Origin of the sequence: Amycolatopsis balhimycina FH 1894 (assembly GCF_000384295.1) — a bacterium.
Taxonomy (GTDB): domain Bacteria; phylum Actinomycetota; class Actinomycetes; order Mycobacteriales; family Pseudonocardiaceae; genus Amycolatopsis; species Amycolatopsis balhimycina.
In genome coordinates this window covers 2,193,663-2,214,064 of the sequence record NZ_KB913037.1, presented here as the reverse complement: position 1 = coordinate 2,214,064, position 20,402 = coordinate 2,193,663, and the positions used below count along the sequence as shown (strand labels likewise).

The following is a 20,402-nucleotide window of genomic DNA, read 5'->3' as shown; positions in this document are numbered from 1 at the left end:
CTTCCCGCGACATGCGCGATCAGCGCCGAAATCGGAGGCTTGGAGCGGGGTTTGGCCGATACGATGTTCCGCTGACCGGCACCGCGCTGAAGACGGGACCGACTATGCGCTATCACGAGCCAGTCCACAAAGCACTCAAAGCTGCCGACGACCTGACGGCCCTGATCCAGGCCGACTTCGACCTCACGCGAGGGGGCTGCGCGTGGTGGCACGGCTACGGCCTCGACATCGACGCGGTCACCGGAATCATGGACTACCTCTACGGTCTAGTCTCTGGCGTCAGAGAGAACCTCCGCATCGGAGCGATTCACCTCTATGACCTGCGTCAATGTCGGTTCAGTGACGACCGCTGGACCATTGAGCAGTTCAAGAACGGCGCTGGTCGGAGCCGAAGCCTCGTCCGGGGCGATCAAGAAGCACGCCGCGAAGCACGGATCGATGCGCACACCGCTGGCGTTCTGCGAGCAGCCGGATCCGCGCTGGACAACCTGGCTGGCATCGTCGTCGCGGTCGGCGGGTTCGACACGGAGCTCGTGAAGGCCGACCTCGGCAAGCTGCTCCCGTTAACCGACGGGCCGGACTACCCCGGCCCGGACGTCCGAGGGCAGCTCAAGCTGCAGAAGCGGAAGGTTCTTGACCCGACCGACAAACAGGGAGTCCTCCTCCGCGCTGTCAGGTCCTCGCTTCAGCACGCCGGCCCCGAAGGATGGCTTGACTGGACGCGATGGAGCCGCAACGACCGCGTTCATCGCGGCGCTCGCATCACGGTCAACTACATCCACAAAGACAAGATCGCTCGCCCCTTGCCAAGGCAGCCGGACTACCCCGAGGCGCACGCCTACCGGACAGCTCGCGACCCCCACAAGCTATTCCTGGAAGAAGACGCACTCGACACGCTCGCCGGTATCGTCGATTCCCTGAACAGCGCGATCGTCGGCAGCTTCCTTGCCTGCGAAGCGCTTTGGACCTATCGGCGGGACCACCCGGACCAGATCGTTCAACCAGCTGGCCAGTGGTCGAACAAACCTCCACGTGACGTGGCGTTCAACGGCTACCAGCCCGGCTCGGCGACCTTGCCCAAGGACTCCGTTGCGCTAGTTTCGCCGGAGACGGGCGCCCGCTTCCAGGCGAGCCGGTTACTGGACGGTCAAAGCCCAACCAGGTGACGTCCCGAATGGTGTTGGTTCGTTCCCGTGGCTGTTCCTGACCGGTAAATGGTACGGGGGCAGGTCACGTACTCTACTGTGCGGAATTCGACGAAACCCCATCGCTCCTGCACTCCTCAATATCTCACGAGCCGAACGTCTGGGTCCTCTGGCGATCGTGAGGCCCGAACCGGTGAGCAGCTGCAGCGCCACGAAGCCGTTGCCTCATGAGACATACGGAATCTGGAGAACACCAGCGGCGCGGTCAGACTCCGGCGTGGGCTGCCAGCGCAGGGAGCGTGGCCGGGGTCCGGCCCGGGGCGTCGAGCATGGTGGTGATCAGGTCCCGGACCGAGGGCCGTTGAAGTTCCTGCGGCGCGCAGGTGAGGGCCCGGTTCAGCGCGCTGGTGGCCTGGTCGGGGTTGCCGTGGGCGTTCCACGCGCGTGCGCCGTCGACGTAGGCGCGTGCCCGGCGTTCGGCGGTGGGCAATTGGCGGGGCTCCACGGAGTCGAAGTAGCTCAGGGCCTTCGCGGCGTCGCCAAGCGCGGTGTGTACGCCGATGCGGTAGACCGCGACGGTCGTCTCGCTGAACTGCGCGCTGCCGGCCACGGCGGTGGCGGTTCCGGGCAGCCGGTGGGCGGCGTGCTCGGCTTCCTTGATGAGCCCGACGGCCTGAGCGGTGTTGCCGTTCTGGGCGGCGGCGTAGCTGGCCGTGCACAACAGCGATCCGTAGGTCGCCAGCAGCAGGACCTGCGGGTCGCCGTGGTCGGCTTCGAGGTCGAGCGCAGTCTTGGTGAGCATGGTGATCGCGCCGTTCAGCCCGGCCTCCCGGTCCATCCGCTCCGGCGCGTCGAGAGCGTGGCGGCGCATCGAGATGGCGATCGCGCGCGAGCTGGCCGCGATCGTCAGCGGGTCGCCGCTGGCTTCGGCGGCGGCGTGGGACCGATCGGCGGCGACCCGGGCGACGGTGTCGCGGTTGCGCTTGGTGGCCAGTTCCGAGCCGAGGAGGTAAGCGCGGGCCAGGGCGGCGGACATGCGTTCCCGCAGCTGGCCGGCGGCCGCGTCGCGGCTGGCGTGGGCAACCGCGATCAGCCGGGGCAGCGCGCTGGTGAGTTCGCTGTACTCGCACCGCTCGAAGGCGTGCTGCGCCTGGCCCAGCGCGTGGTGAAGGGTCACCAGAGGCACGGGCGCCGCGGGCAGCTGTGACTTCGCGAGCAGCAGCGCTTCCAGCGACTCCTCGCCGGATGCTGCGCGAGCCGTGCCAGGCAGAACGCCGGCGATCGTGAAGCCAGCCAGCCCCGCGAGAACCTGTCGTCGCCGCATCGCCTCGTCACCGCCCTGTCCGCTGCCGGAGCTCGTTGCGCCGACAGTAACCGTCCGGGCACGGTCTTGCTCTTCTGCCGCGCCGGTCACGACTGGGGCCAGTCCGAAGAGGTGCGGCGGGATCGCGAGGACGTCGGACAGGGCGCGCAGGTAGTGGACGTCGCTGAGTGTGCGCTGACCGGTTTCCATCCGGGAGAGGGTGCTCACCGACAGATGGCATTGGGCGGCGACCTGCGCCAACGTCCAGTGCCGGGCCTCCCGCACGGCTCGGGTCAGCATGCCGTAGCGGCCGTCGGCGGCGGCGCGTAAGACCTCGGGCGACGTCCAGAACGGGTGCTGAGCGTCCATCGGAACCTCCTCACCGATCGTCCCTCATCAGACACCCTGAGCGACAGCCTGAGGTTGCGTGTTGCCGTTTGACAGTTCCGCAAATCCGTTGCCGATCGCGCACGTACCTCTGCCGCCGGTACCGGTCGCGCGCGTTTCATGAAGGTCCCAGCCCCGATCGAGCATGTTCAAGGGAGAGCGTCGTGACACACCCTCGGTACCGCGTCCCCGTCGCCCCGAGTCTGGCCACCGTCCTGGCTGAGAACGATCTGGCCATGGACGGCCACAGCTGGGCCGTGTCCTGCGTCGACTCCGCCCAGGCCAGCCTGCGGACGGCCGGTGCCGCGGTGGTGCACGGCCTCGCCGACCGGCTCGCGCTGGACGGCTGGGCGATCGCGGCGCTCCCGGCGGAGCTGCCCGACGAGCTTCTTCGCCGCGTGGCCGCCGGGGTGCTGGCCGCGGTCGGGACGCCGTTCTTCTCCATCGACGGCGGCCGCGGGCTGTGGCTGGACGGGTTGTCCGGGCCCGAGCGGGCCCCGCACAGCTTCGGCGGGTTGGCCGCGCAGGCCCTGCACATTGACGCGCCGAACGTGACCGCGCCGCCGGACTACACCAGCCTGCTAATGCTGCGCCCCGATCCGGCCGGCGGCGGGCACTCTGTCCTCGCCGATCTGCGGGCGGCCGCGGTGCTGATCGCCGACGACGACCGCGAGCTCTTGCGGCGGCCGGTGTTCTTCGAAGGCCGCGCCGAGCGGCTGCACGGCGTCGGCGAGCCGCTGCTGCCGTTCCCCGTCCTCGAGGACGGGCCACCCGGGAACGCGTGGATCCGCTGGGCCGGAAAGCTGCTGACCGACGAGCGCAACATGGCCCATCGCCTGGTGCTCGAACACTTCGCGTCGCTGCTGGGGGACACCGCGCAGCGGGTGCGGATGCGCCGCGGCGACCTGCTGATCGCCGATCAGCGCCGGGTCGCGCACGGCCGCACCGCCCTGGGCCGCCAGGATGGCGTCGCGCCGTCGGCGCGGCGGTTGCTGTGCCAGGCCAAGGCCCGGTTCGACGCGGCCGCGCCGGCGCACCAGGTGTTGCGGCTGCGGAGCGCGGCATGACCGTCCAGGCGGTCGACGTTGCCGTGATCGGCACCGGGGTGATCGGGCTTGCGGCCGCGCATGCCCTGCTCGCCCGCGGCCTCACCGTCACCGTGTTCGGGTTGCGCCCCGCCGCGGCGCCGGGCCAGGCCAGCGCGGCGGCGGGCGCGATGCTGTCACTGTTCTCCGAGGTCGACGCCGACCAGTCCGCAGAGCGGGTGGAGCTGGAGGTCGGCCAGCGGCTGAAGAGCTTCGCGCGGTACCCGACATGGCTGGACGGGCTCGCTGCCGCGTCCGGCCAGCCGCCGGTTCGGCTGGTGGACGGGACCTGGGTCGTGGCCACCGACGCCGAACGCGCCGACGTCGCCGCGATCGCGCGGGCCGCGCACGCGGCAAGCCATCCGGCCGAGTTCCACCAGGGCGCCGCCGTCGACGGCCTGCAGCCCGAGCTCACCCCGGCGACCGCGTTGTGGCTGCCGACCGAGCCGAGCCTCGACATCACCAAGCTCCTGGTGGCACTCGCCGCGGCCGTGGCCAGCCATCGCAACGCCCGCTGGTCCGAGCCAGCAGTGACCAGCGTGACGCCGGGCCACGCAGCGCTCGGGCTCCAATGCGTGGACGGCACGGTGGTGACCTGCGCGCAGGTCGTGCTGTCCGCCGGTGTCGGAATTCCCGCGCTGCTCGGCGACCGCGCCGGAGAACTCGGGGTGCCGCCAGTGCTGGCTGGGCGCGGCGTCAGCATGGTGCTGGGCACCCCGGTGGCTGTCGAGCACACCGTCCGCACGCCGAACGCGGCGTTCGCGTGCGGCACCCACCTCGTGCCCCGCGCCGGGGGAGCGGTCTACCTCGGCGCGACCAACCGGCTCACCCTCGCCCCGAAGCTGGACGGCGCGGCGACGCTGGACGAGGTCGCCACGCTGATCGGTGACGCCACCCGCATCATCGACCACCGGCTCGCCGGGGCCGAGTTGCTGCGTACGCAGGTCGGGTACCGGCCTTACACACTGGACCACCTGCCGTTGGTCGGGCCGACCGCCGACCCGCGTGTTCTGCTGGCCACTGCGACCTATCGCTGCGGGGTGCTGCTCGCTCCGCTGCTGGCCGACCTCGTCGCCGACGAGGTCACCGAACCCGGCTCGCTGGCCTGCCATCCCTACCGCGCCGATCGTCCGATGCCGGTCCCCAAGCTGCCTGACCTGCTGACTCCGGCGATATTGCGCGGGCTCGCCGACCATCTCGCCGGGCCCGGCGCCCGCCCCGGTGGCGCCGGGTCACGGCAGCTGCCGGCGTTGCTGGCCGCCGCGTTACCCGCCGCCCTGGCCGAGCCGGACCCGACCGGGGCTGCGATGGCCCGGCTGTTCGCACGCGCCCCGGTCCCCGAGATACTCCCGTCCCTGCTCGCCTTAGCCGAACGCCTGGAGGCCCGCCCATGTCACATCCCGCCACCGCGGTCTTCCTCGCCGCAGCCAGTGTCCGCAGCCTCTACCCCGGCGACCTGACCCGCGAGCACCGCCTTGACGGGCTCGGTTTCGACTCGCTAGATCGCATCACGCTCGCTGTCGCCATCGAGCGCGCCACCGGCCGGGTCGTCCCGGACCTGGTGCTGGCCACCGCCGGGACGCTCGGCCACCTGATCGACCAACTCACCACCGATCTGGAGGGCACGCCATGATCACCGGCACCGAGCGGTTCGTCGAAGCGTCCGCCGACGTCGCCCCCGGAGCACGGATCGGGGTCGGCACCCGCGTGTGGCACCAGGCGCAAGTCGCCGACGATGTCGAGATCGGCGCCGGCTGCACGCTGGGCAAGAGCTGCTACATCGGCTCAGGCTCGCGGATCGGCGCTAACGTCAAGATCGGTAACCACGCCGACGTTTTCGGCGCGCAGCTCGACGATGACGTCATGATCAGCCCGCAGGCCGTGCTCACTGAAGACCGCACGCCCCGGGCCACCCGCCTCGACGGCCAGCGCCAGGGTCCCGGTGACTGGGCCTCGACGCCGGTCATCGTGCGCCGCGGCGCGACCGTCGGCGCCGGTGCCCGCGTCGCACCCGGCATCGAGATCGGACCGTACGCCCTGGTCGGCATCGGCGCCGTAGTCCTGCGCGACGTTCCCGCGCACGCCCTGGTTCTGGGCAATCCGGCCCGCGCGGTCGGCTGGGTCTGCCGCTGCGCGGGCACCTTGGACGACCGGCTGCGGTGCCCGCGATGCGACCGGACTTACGAATTGGCCGCTGACCTGCTGACCGAGATTCAGACCGGCCGGTAACCCGACGCCGGTCACCGTCGACCTCGGCGGGGTGGGTAGCGTCGCCGCGCATGACCCAGGGATGGTTACCGCCCGCCGAGTACTACGCCACGCTGCCCAAGCAGATCGCCAGCGCCGGCGTGATCTTCCGCGACGCCGAGGGCCGTGTTCTGCTGGTCGAGCCCAGCTACGGCGCCGAGACCTGGGAGATCCCCGGTGGCGGACTGGACGAAGGCGAGTCCCCGTGGGCGGGCGCGCGCCGCGAGATCAAGGAAGAACTCGGGGTCGACTTGCTGCCCGGCCGGCTGCTGGTCGTGGACTGGGTTCCGCCGCAGCCGGACGGCCGCCCCGCCCTGACGAACAACCTGTTCGACGGGGGCATCCTGGGCGAGGACCAGATCGCTTCCCTGTGGCTGGCCGACGGCGAGCTGAAGCGCTCAAAGTTCGCCACCCGCGCCGAGGCTGCGGGAATGCTCCGGCCGCACATGGCGCGCCGCGTCGCGGTGTGCCTCGACGTCGTGGACACCGGCCGGACCGCTTACCTCGAGAACGGGTTTGATCCGCTCGGGCCGGGCGACGTCTCCTAGGCACCGGCGCTCAGGGCGGGGCCGGGCAGCCGGGTCTGGCACCAAGCGCAGCTCGCCGACGGAGTAGGGGTCGGTTCCAGCTGCGTCCTCGGCAAAGGCGTCTACCTCGAGCACGGCTTCGAGCCGACGACCTCCTGCTCAGGACGACGGCGAAGGAGGACGACGAGTTCGGCGGGTTGGAGGTCGCACAGTTCGGCCATGTGACACAGCGCTGCCAGATCCAGCTGGACGTCGTGACCCGCGCCGGGCTGAGGGAGCCGCTCCTCGGCCCAGTGACGCAGCGGCGCAAGGTGCGGCTCGACAAGGGCCGCAAGCGAGCGCACGTTCACCCTGATGTCGCCGCGTTCTTCGACGGCGACACGCTGATGCACTCTCGCGATCAGATGCTGCGGGAGTTCGTCCATCGCAAGACACAGCTCGACCAGGCGCACCACCGAGCACTGCCGGGAACCCAGCTCGTACGTGGCCAAGGTCTGCACGGAAATGCCGCTCGGCAACTGCTGTTGCAGTTCCTTCCGCGTCCAGCCGCGCCGGCGTCGCAGCCTCCGGAGCTCGTCGCCGAGGGCTCGCTGATATACGTCCGCATCAACCCCGCTGGCCTTCGATCCCAGCATCAGAGCGGTCGGTACGCCACCACTACCCGCAACTGTGTCCCGAGATGTCGCCTCGTTCGACAAGCTGAGTTCCGTCGTCGCGGGCGCGGGCGGTAGCGGGGCAGGGTGCACAAGCTCTCTGGATGCGTGCAGGTTCTCGGTGCCGAGAGCAGCGAAGCCGCGCAGTTCGTTCATGGCACCGGAAGCTCGACACCCTGGGCCTTCAGGACTTCCCAGACCTGCTGCTCGGACATACCGTGACGCTGTACGAGCGTCGAGACGCTGACGCCCGAGCGGAATTCGGCGGCCACGACCTCAGCCGATACGGACTCCCGCGTGACATCAACGAGTTCCCGCACCCACCTATCGACATCGGACGGCGATGGTGTTTTCGTGGACGTAGCTGTGAGCGCGCCGCGATGGCGGAGAATGCGGTTCCCAACGGCGGAAAAGCTCATTCCTGCCACTGGCCCGATTTGCCTCAATGTCCACTCGTCGTTCTGCGCGGCTATGAACGTTTGGGCCACTTCCGCGGTGACCATCTTGTTCATGGCCGCAACCCAGCGACGCCACCCCTTCTCAAGCTCCACCACGCCCAGGATCCGCGCCCGATGCGGCAGCTCAGCCAAGGCGGCACTCTGCTCTCGCACGACCGCGACCATCAGCTCTGCACCTCGAGCCACACGCGCCAGCGCCTGCAGTACCTCAGGGTCAACCCGGACGGACTGTCGTCGTCGAGGTTCCCATACCGTTTCCTCTGGCACGACTATGTGGTCGTGTTCTTGCGGTGCCACAAGCGATGCCTTCCACTGGATGTGTTGACTAGAAGAATTTGATGCCGCGTAGAACGCGCTCCATGACGTCGACCTCCGGGCCGCTGGCGGCTGGACGTCGCGGATACGGCACTGTCGGCCAGCGCGGTCGCACTGGGCTGACTTCCTCCACTGCCGAATAGGGCCGAGATCGCGCCCGACACCCCGTTCCCGATCAACGTCGGGATGAAGAGAATCACGGCGATCACGATGGCGCCGACTTTCAGAATCATCGGGTACTCACCGCCTGCCTGTGCTCGGCCCGCGTGAGATTGCGGCCGGGGGCATCGGCGCGGGCGCCGGGGCCATCAGCGCGAGCGTCGAGTCCGGCGCGAGAGCCGACTCGCTGTCCGTGCTGGTGCTGGGTGGCGCGACGTGCGGCCAGGCGTCGAGCAGCCGGTGCAACTCGCGCCGGGTGCTCACCGCGTTGCCGCTGGTGGTGTCCAGGGGGAGCCAGACCTCGTCGGCGGGGCTGGGGTGCGCAGCCTCGGGGTTGAGCAGTTCGGCCGAGGCGGTGGCGACGGGGACCGAGCGCGGGTCGTCGAGCTCGCGCCAGGCCCGCGCCAGCAGCCGACGGGCGGTGGCCTCGCGCCGCGCGGTCGGCAGCCACACCAGCAGCAGAGTGGTGATCCCCGTGGCCTCGGCGAGCGCGGCGTAGCCGGCCAGTTTCCCGGCGACTTTGGCCAGCACCTCGGTGCCGAAGTCGTACTCGAGGAAGAACTCGATCTCCCCACCGGCGCTGGCCCACCGGCCGTAGGCGTCAGGCTTGATCAGGTCCCCGAAGTGCCGCGCGCAGCTGGCCTCCGACCACCACGCGCCGAGCGTGCTGTGCTCGTCGGCGTCGCTGTGGCGGGCGCGGTCGACCAGGGCGGTGAACCACTCGGCGACACCGACGGTGTGCGCGAGCCGCAGCGAGTGGGCTACCCCGAAGGCGCGGTCGTGGCGGTAGCCGAGTTCCTTGATGTCCAGGCCGTCCTCGGTGGCCAGCACCGCGGCCCCGGCAGGTGCGAGGACGTAGTGCATCGGCGCGGTGCCGACGGTGATGAACGGCTGGAACCGGTCCACCACGCCCCACTGGAACAGTTCCCGCAACCGCATCCGGCCCGAGCGGAACGATGGGAACGCGAGCGCGGTGATCTGGTGGGCGGTGAGCACGCGGTGCTCGTGCAGCATCCGGATGATCCACCGATCACGCGGGGTCAGCCGCCACGCCAGCACCGCCTGGTGATCGGCGTTGTTCGCCGCGCGCGGGGTGGGCCGGGTTGCCTTGTGGCCTCGAAGAGTGCGCTGCCTGGTGGGATTGGTGATCATGACGCGAACCTCCGAAAAGTTGTTGAACGGAAAGGACTTCCACCCGTCTTTGCGAGTGCGGCCGAGTCGGGTCAGGACTGCTGACGGCGCGGGTCGGCGCTCCGCGCCCGGACGCCGGACTGGCCCCGGCGATCGCCGCTGGTCGGCCGCGTCTGCCCTGACGTCCCGGCGGGCCGCTGCGTAGGACGGGTTGGTGCCTGCGCACCGGACGCGGTGGCACCGGGAACTCGGCTGCGCAAGGCGCGGCGGGCGATGCCGCGAATCTCCCGTGCGCGGCCGGGAATCGCGCGAGGAAGCGGCTGGGTGCGCATGGTGAACGGCTGCGCCTCTTCCCCGTTCAGCACGAGCCGTACGGCGGCGTGGTAGACGCCCAGGTGGGCCAAGTCGTGGTCGGACAGCCGGGGCGCGGTGTGCCGCGACAGCTCGCGAGAGTCTTCCGGGGAGGCGTTGAAGAAGATCTTGCTGCGAGCGTTGGTGGACATGCCTTCCCGCAACTCACGGGGAAGCTGGCCAAGATGCTGATGCGCCAACGTCATCGCGACCCGGAAGCCCCGTGCCTCGGCCAGCATGTCCTCGATCGGGTACGGCAAATTCAAGAAGTTGTGACACTCGTCGATCACCATCGACGCGTCCCGGCGCTGGCGTTGCGGCGTGCGGGCACGGGCGGTGGTGGCCTGCCAGGTCCGGGCGACCACCAGCGACCCGACCAGCCGGGTGGTTTCCTCACCGAGCGAGCCTTTAGGGATGCGCACCAGGCAGATCCCGCCGTCGAGCACCTCCGCCATGTCCACTGTGGAATGACCGCCCGCGATGGCGTCGCGCACGAACGGCCGCAGCAGGAACGCCCGCAGCTTGTTCATCAGCGGGCTGATCACCTGGCTTCGGGAGGAGTCGGTGAGTTCCTCGTACCAGGACCAGAACCCGCGCAGCACCGGGTCGGTGACCCCGGCGGTGACCCGTGATCGGAAGGCAGGATCGGCCAGCAGCTTCGGCAGGTCGGCGAGGGTGGCGACGCCTTCCTGGGTGCGCAGGGTCAAGCAGGCGGCGCGCATCACGTCGTCGGTACGCGGCCCCCAGAACGCGGAGTACACCCGCCGGAACACCGAGACGAGGTTGTCGACGGTCAAGTCGGTTTCGCCGCCGTCCAAAGGGTTCAGGCAAGGCGGCCGGGTCTTCGAGTCGGCGTCGAAGATCACGACACGATCCGCTACCGAGCGAGGCAGACGGGAGAGCATGTCGGTGACGAGGTCGCCCTTGGGGTCGATCAGCACGATCCCGCGTCCGGCTTCGGCGTCGGCCAGGATCATGTTGCCCAGCAAGGTGGACTTGCCGGAGCCGGTCGCGCCGATGACGTGCAGGTGGTGCCGCGCGTCCGGGACGCGCAGTGCCACGGGACGTTCGTGTCCAGTGTCGGTGACGCCGATCGGCTTGGCCTCCGGGCCGGGCGTGGCGATGCCGGGTGGCGGGGAGATCGCGCGGGCGCCGGCACGCTGCACGCCGGGGATCGCCTCGTCGGTCGGCAAGTGCGCCAGCGCCGCCAGCTCGGCCACGGACAGCAGGTCGCCCTTGCCGAGCCGCCGGTCGGCCAGCACGGGGCCGGGATGGCGGACGCGGTGGCGGGTGTAGTGGTTGTGCTCGGTGTAGGAAGCGAAGCTCGCGGCCAGCGCGTGTGCCCGTCCGCGGGCGACATCCCGCGCCTGGCGGACCTCGCTCTCGGCGGCGTCGGCGGGCAGGAGGGTGGCGACGGCGTAGCGGATGATCGTCTCGTACTGCGAGCCGCGCTGTTTGGCGACGATGGCGCGGTTCTGCGCCGCGTACTCGATCGAGGTCTGCGGATCGCTGTGCAGCGCCCCGGACTTCGCGGTGTTCCGCGTGGACCTGGATTTCATGCCGGGAGTGACCATGTCGAGCAGGCGGCCGACCACTCGGGTGGAGCCGCCGGTGTGCACTCGCCGCGCGGAGCGGCGGGCTTTGGCGACCCGGCGGCCGGTGACCGGGCGGGCGAGGATCTGGACGCAGGCGTACTCGTCGCGGCCGAGGCCGACCGGGGCGCCGATCAGGGCGCGGAGTGGGTCGGCGTCGAAGTCGGTGCGGATCGGCAGTGCCTCGGAGCGGGCGAGGCGGAGTTCACCGCCGACGACCAGCCGCCGCTGTTCGGCTTCTGGCGGTGGCAAGGGTGGGTCGGCGGTGCCGACCCGTGTGTGTGAGCCGGGCCAGGCGGCCTCGATGGCGCGTTCGACCAGGCCGGGTGGGATCACACCGGGTACCCACAGGCGGATGCCGACCCCTGCCTCGGAGAACATGTACTCGCAGGCCACATGGGGCTGCCCGGTGAACCACCGGCGCCAGGCCGGGCGCAGCAGCCCGACAAGGTTGGACCACAAGGCCGCGCCGCTCGCGGGATCCACGGTGGGCGGCGCGAGCACGGTGACCTGGCGGGCGTCGGCGACCAGCCTCGCGTGACAGCGCCGCACCCACCGGCGCCGGCCGATCACGAAGCCCGCGATGCCGACTGCGAGCACCGGGGCGACGATCGGCCCCCAGGTGATCGCCCAGTCCCGCAAGTGACCCAGCAGGTGGGTCAGCTCGCGGGTTTCGCCGTCGACGTCGTCGAGCAGGCGGGCCCGCGATTCGGGGGTGAGCTCGGCGAACCGGCGCAGGACGCTGGCGTTGGTGCGGAGGCTGGTCAGGGGCGTCCGCAGCTCGTGGGCGGCGTCCTGGACCAGGCGGTCCTGGTCGGCGCGGGCGTCGGCGAGCCGGCCCAGCATCCGGTCGAACGACGTGGCGAGCCTGCCCACCTCGTCACGGCCGCCGGTGGGCACGGCGACGTCGTCGAGGCGGCCGTCGCTGACCTGTTCGGTGACGTCGGTCAGCCGGACCAGCCGCCGGGTGATCTGCCGGGCCAGCAGCCAGCCGGCCAGGGCCGCGACGGCCAGTACCAGCGCGCTGACGCCGGTGATCCGGGCGGCCAGTCCCTTCAGGACGTACCGGGACTCGTCGACGTCGACGGCGAGCTGGACGGCGCCGCGGCCGGGCCCGAGGGCCACGGTGATGACCCGGTAGTCGTCGCGCCCGGCGGTGAAGTTCGTGTAGCGGTGGTCGGCGAGAACGCCGGTCGCGGCCAGCGTCCGGTCGTCGCCGCCGACGGGGAGGGGCACCGGGCGGCCGCCGAGCGGGCGGACGGTCCCGTCCGGCGCGATCGCCTGCGCCACCATCGGTTGGGCCTCGTCGTGGTCGTCATCATCGGGGCCGCGGGTGACCGGGCTCGGCGCGAGCACCTGCGTCGCCCCGGCCGCGATTTCCGCCGAGGTCGTGAGCAGCGACCGGTCGAGTTCGGCGTTGATGCGCTGGGAGGCGGCCTGGTAGCTGAAGACCCCGACGAGGATCGCCGCCGCCGCACCGACGCCGGCGAAGGCGATGGCGAGCTTGCTGCGCAGGTTCACGCCGGCCGCGCCTGCCGCACGGAATAGCCCACCCCGCGCACGGTGTGGATCAGCTCCGCGGCGCCGGCCTGGTCGAGCTTGCGGCGCAGGTAGCCGATGTAGACGGCGAGGTTCTTGGAGTCCGCGCCGAACTCGTAGCCCCAGATCCGCTGGTAGATCGTCGTGCGGTCGAGCACGATCCCGGCGTTGCGGACGAGCAGTTCCAGCAGGTCGAACTCGGTTTTCGACAGCGTGATCTCGGTGCCCTGCCACCACACCCGCCGGGCCGCCGGGTCGACCGCGAGCTCACCCAGCCGCAGCGTGCGCCGCGCTTCGGGCTCGGGTGACGTGCGGCGCAGCAGGGCTCGCAGCCGTGCGAGGAGTTCGTCGAGTTCGAAGGGCTTGGGCAGGTAGTCGTCGGCGCCGGCGTCCAGCCCGGCCACCCGGTCGGGGGTTTCGACGCGGGCGGTGAGCATGAGGATCGGGGTGGGGTCGCCTTCGGCGCGCAGTACGCGGCACACACCGAGACCGTCGACGCCGGGCATCATCACGTCGAGGATCAGCACGTCGAAGGGGGTCGCGGCGCGCTGTGGCGAGGGCGCTGACGCCGTCGGTGACCTCGGTGACGTGGTATCCCTCGAGGTCGAGGGCGCGGAAGAGGGACTCGCGGATGGCGCGGTCGTCGTCGGCGAGCAGGACGCGGTGCGGCATGGCCGCCATGATGCCCGTGCGTGGGCTTCGCGTCCTGCCGGGTTTTCGGGACGCCGGCGGCAGGTTAGCAGTCGGTAAAGCACGGCTTCCGCGCCGTCATGGAAGCCCTGATTCCGTCATGTCGTCCGCGCCGGGCCGGAGGGCGAGCAAGCGGCCCTCGATCCGGTCGACGCCGATCCGCAGCAGCCGGTCGCGCGGTGGGGGAGCCCACGAGCGCAGTTCGGCGCCGAGCTGGGCGGCCACGGTTTCGACGTCCGTGATGAGGGCAGCTGTCCCGGTGACGATCACGCTCCAGCCGGTGTGGCCGCCGGGGTCGTGTGCGTCGGCTTCGAAGGTGACCGGCTGCCCGTTTAGCCGGTCGGCCCAGGAGTTGCGGCCTGACCGCAGCCAGATCGCGTCGGCCGCCACGGTGAAGTTGACCGGCCGGATCACCGGCCGTCCGCCGTGGACGAAGCCCAGGCGGCCGAGTGGGACGGAGGCAAGCAACGCGTGGCAGCGGGCCGGGTCCAGCGGACGCAGATCAGGGACGCTCATCGGTCTCGGCGCCGTACTTGAGCTTGGCCAGCCGTGTCGCGGCGAAGATCGCCGCGACGGCGATCGCGCCGAGCGTCGCCACGAGGCGGTTCACGTCGACGGCCGGCTCCCAGCGGAGCTTGCCGTCCTTGATGACGTACACCCCGACCGGTTTGGCCGACAGGCCGAACCCGGCGCCTTCCCCGGAACGGCCTTTCTCGTCGCGGCTGTCGCCGCCACCTCCGCCGGTGCCGACGGTCGACGCCACGATCACCGTGACCCCGTCGACTTCGTACGGCTCGCCGTAGACCAGCTTGGTCTCCAGCCCGTCCTTCGCCTTCGTGAGCAGTTCGTCGACCTTCATGCCACGAAGTCTCGGCGCGGCGGCGCGGCTGTGGGAGAGCCGATGGTCCCTTCCGCCGGTGACCGACGGCCCCGGGCACCGATGGCGTTCGCCAGCGGCGGGGGGTGAACTCGTCCCGATTTGCTGGATACACCACGAATCAGCGACTCCGGAGGCCGCATGGCTCACGCCCCGCACAGGCCGAGCTCGGGCTGAAGACCGGCGAGAAGGCGCGGCTGCACCGCATCCTGCACGGGCACGGCCGCGGTGACTTGTGGCGAAGACCAGGAACGGAAGGCCGCGCAGTGAAGACCACCACCCATTCCGAGGCGCTCCACGCCCGGCCGGCGACCGAGGTCGCCGAGCAGCTCGGCGTGGACCCGCAGCGGGGGCTGAGCACCGGAGAAGCCAAAGCTCGCTTCGAGCGCTCCGGCCCCAACGAGGTTCCGGCGGAAGCCGGGCCGGGGCCGCTGCTCCGGCTGCTGCGCCAGTTCCACGACCCCCTCATCTACGTCCTGCTGCTCGCCGGCGTGGTGACCGGGCTGTTCGGCGGCTACGTCGACGCCGGGGTCATCGGCGGGGTCGTGGCGCTGAACGCCCTCGTCGGGTTCGTCCAGGAGTCGCGGGCCCAGCGGGCTCTCGACGCGCTGTCGAAGATACTTCCGGCCGACGCGACCGTTCTCCGCGACGGCGTCGCCCGGCGAACCCCCGCGGTGCGGCTCGTGCCGGGTGACGTCGTCGAGCTCGTGGCGGGGGATCGCGTGCCCGCCGACGTGCGCCTCCTCGAGGTTCGCCTGATGGAGGTCGACGAGTCGGCGCTGACCGGGGAGTCGGTGCCGGTCCGCAAGTCCGCCGACGCCGTCGACGGGAACGCCGTGGTCGCCGACCGGGCCGGCTGCGCCTACTCCGGGACGCTGGTGACGCGCGGCTGGGCGCGCGCCGTGGTCACGGCGACCGGCGGCACGACCGAGCTGGGCGGTATCCAGCACCTGGTGGCCACCGCAAAGGTCGGCGCCACCCCGCTCACGCGCAAGCTCGCCCGGTTCTCCCGGCAGCTGAGCGTCGCGATCGTCGCGGTCGCGGCCGGGGCGTTCGTGCTCGGCGTGGTCCGGGGCACCCCGGTGCCCGAGATGTTCACCGCGGTCGTCGCGCTCGCCGTCGGGGCGATTCCCGAAGGCCTCCCGGCCGCGGTGGCGATCGTCCTGGCCATCGGCGTGGTGCGGATGTCGCGGCGCGGCGCGATCGTGCGGAACCTGCCCGCGGTCGAGACCCTCGGCGGTACCACGGTGATCTGCACCGACAAGACCGGCACGCTCACGCGGAACCGGATGACCGTGACGACGCTGGCCGTTGCCGGCCGGGCGGTTTCCCCGGAAGAGGCGCGCGAGTGCCTCGTCGCGGGCGTTCTCTGCAACGACGCCCAGCTCGACGAGGGCGACCCGACGGAGATCGCGCTCCTCGAATCTGCTCTGGCGGCCGGGCTGGACCCCGAGGCGATCCGCGCCGCCGCGCCGCGCACGGACACCGTGCCGTTCGAGTCGGAAACCCGCACGATGACGACCGTCCACGGTGACGTCGGCTACCTCAAGGGCGCGGTCGAAGAGGTAGTGGCGCGGTGTGAGGACGAGCTGGTGACCGACGGCGTCCGTCCGCTCGACGCGGCGGCGCTGGACCGGGTGCACCGCGAGCTGACTGCGCAGGGGCTGCGGGTGCTCGCGTTTGCGCGGTTCACGCCGGGATCCGCGCCGGTTTTCCTGGGCCTGCAGGCGATGCAGGACCCGCCGCGGCCGGAGGCGGTCGCCGCGGTGGGGGCGTGCTGGAGTGCGGGCATCGAGGTCAAGATGATCACCGGCGACCACGCCGGGACGGCCCGGTCGATCGCTGCCCAAGTCGGGCTGGTCGACGAAGCCGCGTCGGCGCGGGTCCTCACCGGAGCCGAGCTGGCCGCGCTGCCCGAAGCGGCCTTCGACGAGACGGTGGCGGCCACGCAGGTGTTCGCCCGGGTGTCGCCGGGGCAGAAGCTCGAGCTGGTGCGGGCGTTGCAGCGGCGCGGGCACGTGGTCGCGATGACCGGCGACGGCGTCAACGACGCACCCGCGTTGCGTCGCGCGGACATCGGTGTCGCGATGGGACGCAACGGCACCGACGCCGCCCGGCAGGCGGCCGACATGGTGCTGACCGACGACGACTTCGCCTCGATCGAGGCGGCGGTGCGGGAAGGCCGGAGCGTCTTCGACAACCTGCGCAAGTTCATCGCCTGGACGCTGCCGGCCAACATCGGTGAAGGCATGGTGGTGCTGGTGGCGATCCTGCTCGGCGTGACGCTGCCGATCGTGCCGGTGCAGATCCTCTGGATCAACATGACCACGGCGGTTTTCCTCGGCCTGACGATGGCGTTCGAGCCGACGGAAGCGGGCATCATGCAGCGGCCACCACGCCCGCCGAAACGTCCGCTCTTCACCGGCGCCTTACTGCGCCGGGTCGTGCTCGTGTCGCTTCTGCTCATCATGGCGGCTTTCGCCGCCTACCAGGCTCAGCTGGCGGCGGGGGTGTCGCTGGCAGCGGCGCGTACGAGCGCGATCAACGTGTTCGTCGGGGTCCAGGCCGCGTACCTGCTGAGCTGCCGGTCGCTGGACCGGCCGGTACTGCTCGCGTGGCCCGGCCGCAGCCGGATGTTCGCCCTCGGCGTCGGGCTCACCGCCGGGCTGCAGCTGGTGCTGACCTACGTCCCGGTCATGAACACGTGGTTCCACACGGCGCCGGTGGGCGCCGGCTCCTGGCTGTGGGTGCTGGGTGCCGCCGTCGTGGCGTTCCTCGTGGTGGAAGCGGACAAGTTGGTCTGGCATCGGCTGGCGGCGCGGCTGCAGGTCAGCCCAGGCCCGGCAGCCGCCGGACGGCGAGTGCGGTGACCGCCGACGTGGTGGCCGCCATCAGGAAGCCGCCGAGGACGCCGATCGCGATCGTGACGGGCAGGTTCTGGCCGGGCTGCCACAGTGGCATGGTCACGCCCAGGAAGACCCGAGGCCGAGCAGCCAAGCGCCGGCTGTCGTGGCGATCCAGCGCGCTGAACGGCGGATGTGGTGGCGCAAGACCAGCCACTGGGCGAAACCGATCGAGCACAGGAGCGCCAGGCCGAGGAGTCCCGCGGCCGGCCAGAGGACCAGGGGCGGCCAGCTGCCCAGCTGGGTGGCCCACGTGCTCGGCGCGAGGCCGGCGAGGTAGGCGAACGACGCTGCCGCCGCCGTGGCCATGGCTCAACGGCGGGCATTCAGCGAGGGAATGGCGCGCGCCGGAGGAGGAGTGCCTGGCCGGCGCCCAGCACGGCTCCTTCGACCGCGCTGGCGACGAGCAGGACGGGCAGGGCGACCGCGGAGTCCACGGTGAGCGCGCCGGCCACGGCGGGGACGGTGAATCCCAGGAATTCGGCCGGTGTGACGGTCACGAACCAGGCCCGGGCGAGCCGTCTGCCCCGGAGCGGGAGCGCCCGGCTCACAGCCAGTCCCGCCGTTTGAACAGGACGTACAGGGTCGCCGAGATGACGAGGATGGCGAGCGTCGAGACCCACACCCCGGACGCCTGGGCGAACCCGGGGTAGGGGATGTTCTGGCCGTAGAAGCCGGTGATCGCGGTCGGCACGGCGATGATCGCGGCCCAGCTGGTCACCTTCTTCATGATCGTGTTGAGCCGGTTGCCCTGGATGCTCAGCTGCGTTTCGCGGATCGTCGCGAGCAGGTCGCGCAGCGACTCGGTCCACTCCGTGACGCGCAGGACGTGGTCGTAGACGTCCTGGAAGTAGGGCAGCAGGGTGTCGTCGACGGACCGGACCTCGCGGCGCATCAGCGAGCTGACGATCTCCCGCATCGGCAGAGCCAGGTGCCGCAGCCGGCTGAGGCTCTTGCGCAGCCGCAGGGAGCGGCGCTGCAGATCCGTCGTGTCGGCTTGGTCGGCGAAGACCAGGTCCTCGAGTTCCTCGACCTGGTCGTCGAGGGCCTGGAGTGCGTCGAAGTGCCCGTCGACGAGCAGGTCGAGCAGGCCGTGCAGCAGGAAGCCGGCGCCGCTCTTGGCGAGCTCGGGGGTGCTGTCCCAGCGCGCGGTGAGGGCGTCGATGTCCGCGGTGTTGTTGCGGTGCAAGGTGACCAGTATGCGGTCGGTGACGAACGCGTCGAGCTCCGAAGCCCGGAGCACGCCGTCGCCGGGGTCCAGCCGGACGGCATAGGCGGCGAGGAACGAGTGGCGGTCGTAGTGGACGAGCTTCGGCCGCTGGTGGTCCTCGTCGAGGACCGACGCGACGGCGAGGGGGTGCAGCCCGAGTTCGGTGGTGAGCGCGGCCAGGTCCGCCGCGGTGGGGGCGTCGAGGTTCAGCCAGAGCGTGACGGCCGGGTCGGCGAGGTGCCGCGTGGCTTCGGCGACGGAAAGGTTCTCCTGCTCCAGGACACCACTGCGGTACAGGCGGCTCCGGCTCGCGGACATCAGCGGTCGGCCGCGGTGGCCAGGCTGGCGCGGCACGCGCGGACGAGCTGGCGGGTCGCGCGGGTGGCCGGGGTCTCGCCACAGGACGGGCAGTGCACCGCGACGTCGCCGGCCAGTTGGTCGATCGCGACGTTCAGCGCGCATTCGCAGTTCCGGCACCAGCGCGTGCCGGTGACGATGACGACGTGCAGCGGTGACGACACGCAGTCGTGCAGCCAGCGGCGGTGCGTCCGGCACGTGACGCGCTCCAGCGGGTCCAGACCGTCCTCTTCGGACCGGTCCTCGGCCGTCAGCGTCCGCGCCAGGCGGTGGTCGGAGACGTCGGTGTAGCGGGGGGCGACGAAGCCGGCCGGCTGCAGCGCCAGGCGGTCCCGGCGGTTGCGGCGGGTGGTCTCAGACGTCGGCTCGGCCGTCGTCGCCGGGGCGAATCCGCGGGGGGAGTCCTGGCTTTCCATGATGTGCCTCACTTTCGTCTGGATCCAGACTCCGCCGCGGGGGGGCGACGAGGGCCGGACCGCCCCGGTTCGCGGGGCCTCCAGGCCCCGGAGCCGGAAGGGCGAAGGCCGGTCGAGGTGAGGACTTTCGGCCGTCTCAGGCGCCGCGGACCAGGTAGACCGGACAGGCCGAGTTGTGCAGCAGGGCCTGGCCGGTGGACCCCAGCAGGAGCCCGGGGAACCCGCCGCGGCCCGGGTGCCGAGCACGACCAGCTGGGCGGTCGCGCTGCGCTCGATCAGCTCGCGGCGCGGGTGCGCCTGGACCACGGCCTCTTCGACCGTGACGCCTTCGACGTCGCGGTCGGCCAGCAGCCGGTGGTCGGCATCGGCGAGCGCCGCGCGGTCCTGTTCGCGGGCTGGGGGTTCGTCCGCGGCCGCGTGGACCACGATCAGCGGGGCGTGGCGCGTGCGCGCTTCGGCGAGCGCGGTCGTGAGGATCCGTGTGCCGGCTTCGCCACCGTCGACGCCGGCGACCACCGGCCGCTCCGCCGCGCCTGGCTCGTCCCAGGTGTCGCCGCGCACGACGACGGTGTCGCAAGCGGCGTGCGCTCCCACGGCCGAGGCGACCGAGCCGGCCAGGAAGCCGGTCAGCTTGCCGAGTCCGCTCGAGCCCACCACGAGCAGCGACGCCGTGCGGGAGGCGTCGATGAGCGCCTGGGCGGCGCGGTTGGAATCGAGCCGGGTGGCGGCGTCCGGCACGCCTTGTGCCGCGGCGAGCTCCGCCGCGGCACGCAGGTACCGGCGGCCGCGGACACGCAGCACTTCCTTCATCTCTTCCGGCGGCGGGATGACACCGCCGGCGAGCAGAGCGGAGAAGTCGAGGGCGTACCAGATCTCCAGCGGCGCGCTGTGCAGGTGAGCGGTGCGCGCGGCCCAGCGGACGGCGTCGAGCGACTCGACGGATCCGTCCACTCCGGTGACGATCGGCGGGATGGCTGCTGCGGCGCTCATGGGCGGCTCCTGACGCGGTCGGGTGTTCCGACCGTAGGCTCGCGGCACGGCCGGTCGCCGCGGCCGG

The 20,402-nt window shown here is 71.3% G+C and carries 19 protein-coding genes and 2 pseudogenes; 7 read left to right on the top strand and 14 right to left on the bottom strand.

What is annotated here, in order from left to right:
• Positions 1–11: 11 nt before the first annotated feature.
• Entirely contained in the window at positions 12–1,166 is a 1,155-nt protein-coding gene (locus tag A3CE_RS0109280; RefSeq protein ID WP_125592549.1) for a hypothetical protein, read from the top strand.
• 244 nt (positions 1,167–1,410) lie between these two features.
• Here the strand turns inward: A3CE_RS0109280 and A3CE_RS53405 are convergent, their stop codons facing one another.
• Positions 1,411–2,817, bottom strand: coding sequence for a helix-turn-helix domain-containing protein (locus tag A3CE_RS53405; protein ID WP_020639802.1), 1,407 nt, complete (start codon positions 2,815–2,817; stop codon positions 1,411–1,413).
• Positions 2,818–2,999: 182 nt separating this feature from the next.
• On the opposite strand from A3CE_RS53405, the gene A3CE_RS0109270 reads away from it, so the two are divergent.
• The 5 genes from A3CE_RS0109270 to A3CE_RS0109250 are packed head-to-tail and all read left to right on the top strand — an operon-like array spanning position 3,000 to position 6,715.
• Positions 3,000–3,902, top strand: coding sequence for a TauD/TfdA family dioxygenase (locus tag A3CE_RS0109270; RefSeq protein ID WP_043790763.1), 903 nt, complete (start codon positions 3,000–3,002; stop codon positions 3,900–3,902).
• Positions 3,899–5,380 (top strand): FAD-dependent oxidoreductase, encoded by a 1,482-nt coding sequence (locus A3CE_RS0109265; protein WP_020639800.1) that lies wholly within the window; start codon positions 3,899–3,901, stop codon positions 5,378–5,380. Before A3CE_RS0109270 ends, A3CE_RS0109265 begins: the two co-directional genes overlap by 4 nt.
• A complete protein-coding gene (locus tag A3CE_RS0109260) occupies positions 5,311–5,553 on the top strand; it encodes an acyl carrier protein (RefSeq protein ID WP_020639799.1) in 243 nt (80 codons plus the stop codon). The genes A3CE_RS0109265 and A3CE_RS0109260 overlap by 70 nt, the downstream gene beginning before the upstream one ends.
• Positions 5,550–6,149, top strand: coding sequence for an acyltransferase (locus A3CE_RS0109255; protein ID WP_020639798.1), 600 nt, complete (start codon positions 5,550–5,552; stop codon positions 6,147–6,149). The genes A3CE_RS0109260 and A3CE_RS0109255 overlap by 4 nt, the downstream gene beginning before the upstream one ends.
• Before the next feature lie 50 nt (positions 6,150–6,199).
• A complete protein-coding gene (locus A3CE_RS0109250; RefSeq protein ID WP_020639797.1) occupies positions 6,200–6,715 on the top strand; it encodes an NUDIX domain-containing protein in 516 nt (171 codons plus the stop codon).
• Positions 6,716–6,816: 101 nt separating this feature from the next.
• Here A3CE_RS0109250 and A3CE_RS0109245 read toward each other — a convergent pair whose 3' ends face one another.
• The 8 genes and pseudogenes from A3CE_RS0109245 to A3CE_RS0109215 all read right to left on the bottom strand — a co-directional run bounded on the left by A3CE_RS0109245 (position 6,817) and on the right by A3CE_RS0109215 (position 14,441).
• Entirely contained in the window at positions 6,817–7,329 is a 513-nt protein-coding gene (locus tag A3CE_RS0109245; RefSeq protein ID WP_020639796.1) for a helix-turn-helix domain-containing protein, read from the bottom strand.
• Positions 7,330–7,499: 170 nt separating this feature from the next.
• A complete protein-coding gene (locus A3CE_RS0109240) occupies positions 7,500–7,970 on the bottom strand; it encodes a hypothetical protein (RefSeq protein ID WP_020639795.1) in 471 nt (156 codons plus the stop codon).
• A 390-nt stretch (positions 7,971–8,360) separates the two neighbouring features.
• On the bottom strand, positions 8,361–9,431 hold the full coding sequence (locus tag A3CE_RS0109235) for a replication-relaxation family protein (protein WP_020639794.1): 1,071 nt from the start codon (positions 9,429–9,431) through the stop codon (positions 8,361–8,363).
• 71 nt (positions 9,432–9,502) lie between these two features.
• Positions 9,503–12,133, bottom strand: a complete 2,631-nt coding sequence (locus tag A3CE_RS50640; RefSeq protein ID WP_125592551.1) for a DUF8128 domain-containing protein — start codon at positions 12,131–12,133, stop codon at positions 9,503–9,505.
• A gap of 60 nt (positions 12,134–12,193) precedes the next feature.
• Positions 12,194–12,646 (bottom strand): annotated as a pseudogene (locus A3CE_RS58475) (HAMP domain-containing protein); the annotation flags it as partial.
• A 224-nt stretch (positions 12,647–12,870) separates the two neighbouring features.
• Positions 12,871–13,573 (bottom strand): annotated as a pseudogene (locus A3CE_RS50635) (response regulator transcription factor).
• Between the two features lie 87 nt (positions 13,574–13,660).
• Positions 13,661–14,098, bottom strand: a complete 438-nt coding sequence (locus tag A3CE_RS0109220) for a pyridoxamine 5'-phosphate oxidase family protein (RefSeq protein ID WP_020639791.1) — start codon at positions 14,096–14,098, stop codon at positions 13,661–13,663.
• Entirely contained in the window at positions 14,085–14,441 is a 357-nt protein-coding gene (locus A3CE_RS0109215; RefSeq protein ID WP_020639790.1) for a spore germination protein GerW family protein, read from the bottom strand. Before A3CE_RS0109215 ends, A3CE_RS0109220 begins: the two co-directional genes overlap by 14 nt.
• Before the next feature lie 284 nt (positions 14,442–14,725).
• Here A3CE_RS0109215 and A3CE_RS0109210 point away from each other — a divergent pair, with 284 nt between their 5' ends.
• Positions 14,726–17,329: a cation-translocating P-type ATPase gene (locus tag A3CE_RS0109210; RefSeq protein WP_020639789.1), complete on the top strand. Its 2,604-nt coding sequence runs from the start codon at positions 14,726–14,728 to the stop codon at positions 17,327–17,329.
• On the opposite strand, the gene A3CE_RS56365 is transcribed toward A3CE_RS0109210, so the two are convergent.
• From A3CE_RS56365 to A3CE_RS58470, 5 genes are read right to left on the bottom strand one after another with little or no spacing between them, the layout of a single operon-like run.
• Positions 17,289–17,426 carry a hypothetical protein gene (locus A3CE_RS56365; RefSeq protein ID WP_020639788.1) on the bottom strand — a complete coding sequence of 46 codons (138 nt, stop codon included), beginning with the start codon at positions 17,424–17,426 and terminating at the stop codon, positions 17,289–17,291. The genes A3CE_RS0109210 and A3CE_RS56365 overlap by 41 nt on opposite strands.
• Positions 17,423–17,671 carry a hypothetical protein gene (locus A3CE_RS56360; RefSeq protein WP_020639787.1) on the bottom strand — a complete coding sequence of 83 codons (249 nt, stop codon included), beginning with the start codon at positions 17,669–17,671 and terminating at the stop codon, positions 17,423–17,425. Before A3CE_RS56360 ends, A3CE_RS56365 begins: the two co-directional genes overlap by 4 nt.
• A 17-nt stretch (positions 17,672–17,688) precedes the next feature.
• Positions 17,689–17,913, bottom strand: coding sequence for a hypothetical protein (locus A3CE_RS56355; RefSeq protein ID WP_020639786.1), 225 nt, complete (start codon positions 17,911–17,913; stop codon positions 17,689–17,691).
• Complete coding sequence (locus A3CE_RS0109200; RefSeq protein WP_245589471.1) at positions 17,910–18,890, bottom strand: magnesium transporter CorA family protein; 981 nt, start codon at positions 18,888–18,890, stop codon at positions 17,910–17,912. Before A3CE_RS0109200 ends, A3CE_RS56355 begins: the two co-directional genes overlap by 4 nt.
• Complete coding sequence (locus A3CE_RS58470; RefSeq protein WP_245589470.1) at positions 18,890–20,335, bottom strand: universal stress protein; 1,446 nt, start codon at positions 20,333–20,335, stop codon at positions 18,890–18,892. The genes A3CE_RS0109200 and A3CE_RS58470 overlap by 1 nt, the downstream gene beginning before the upstream one ends.
• Positions 20,336–20,402: the final 67 nt, after the last annotated feature.